Annotated in this window: 1 protein-coding gene and 1 pseudogene; both read right to left on the bottom strand. The window is 69.7% G+C overall.

The features are described 5' to 3' along the window. Positions 1–284: WXG100 family type VII secretion target (locus tag IG62_RS0140875; protein WP_030816344.1), on the bottom strand; the 284-nt coding region annotated here is incomplete at its 3' end. Between the two features lie 275 nt (positions 285–559). Next, a pseudogene (locus IG62_RS0140870) lies at positions 560–1,360 on the bottom strand (mobilization protein); the annotation flags it as partial.

Below are 1,360 nucleotides of genomic sequence, written 5' to 3'. Positions count from 1 at the left end.
TGGTCAGCGTCTTCGTGGTTGGCGGCCATGTCGTTCATGGCCTTGGTGATACTGGACAGACCCTTGACCAGGGCCGCGGCTGCTTTCTCGATCTGTGCCCGGTGTGGGGCGTAGGCGTGCTCGAACTTCTTGCCCTGCTCGTCACCGCCCCAGGGCTCTCCCAGCCCGTCGAGCGTGTGGCGAAGTTTGGCCGTCGCCCTTTCCAGAGCGACAGACTCTCGGTGGAATGTCGGTGCGGCGGACTTGAGTTGGTTGGTGTCTACGTCGAAGCCGTCGCCAGCCATGCCGTGCCTCCCCCTTGGCCTTGTACTCGTAAACCTTCGCGAGCCGCTGACGGTGCCGTCGACTCACAGGTGGTGACGATGGCATACGGCACTGACAATCGCGCTGGTGGGAGTGCATTTCAGCCACGATGCAGCCCAGCCCGGCCAGTGGGTCCAGGACAAGACTGCGGCCCCCTACCAGCCGGATTCCGGTAGGGGGCGATGCGCCGAGGCGCACGTCCAGCTCTGGTTGCTGTGGGCCGTAGCGGAGTGACGGTCGTGCAGGGGGCGGGCTGCTAGCGACGCTGGCGATGCTGCTGCTCGGCCGGTGCCGTGGTTGCCATTGGTGGCTGGGCATAGTCAGGCACGGTGGGCGGGTGCGGGGCCGCGGTGGTGGTGCGCAGGCGGGCTGCTGCGGCTCGGTGGTGGGGGGTGGGGTTTCGGCTGGTGTGCTGAATGCGAGTGAGCAGGACGCGAGCGGGTTGGCGGGCGGTGGCCAGTTCCCGTTGGGCTGCTGCTTCCTTGAGGAGCTGGTGGGGTTTGTGGCCGCGGGCTTCTGCGTCGGTGAGGACGGTGGCGAGGGCCGGCCAGCCGGTGTCGGTGAGGATCCGCTCGGCGTGCTCGGGGATGGCGGCGCGGACGTCGCTGGCCAGGGTACGGCGGGTCTCCTCCCTTGGCTGGCGTTGCGCGAGGTCCGTGAGCGTGGGGGCCAGGGCGTGGTCGGCGGCGGTCTGGAGGTGCTGGAGGGCTTGGCGGGCGGCGTCGGCCTGGTGGGCGTGGCCCTTGGCCTCGTGCCAGCGTCCGGCGATGATCGCGGCCCAGACGAGCCCAGCGACCAGGGCGGCGAGGGCGCTGCCGTCGGGGGCGGTAGCGGTGTGGGCGATGTCGCGGGCCGCGTTGCGCAGAGCGTGGGCGGCTCGGTCTTCTGCCCGGATCTGGGACCGCTGGGCGCGTGCGAACGCCTTGGAGGCGGCTTGGAGTTCAGCGCGCAGGGCGGTGGGTGCTTTCTGGGCGGTGGCTTCGATTAGTTCACCGAGGGCGGTGATGTGCGCCTGGGCGTGTGCGTCGTCCGCGAAGTCGGTATGGAGGGCGTCGAG

Source organism: Streptomyces sp. NRRL S-337, assembly GCF_000720175.1.
Taxonomy (GTDB): Bacteria; Actinomycetota; Actinomycetes; order Streptomycetales; family Streptomycetaceae; genus Streptomyces; species Streptomyces siderophoricus.
This window is presented reverse-complemented; position numbering and strand designations above follow the sequence as displayed.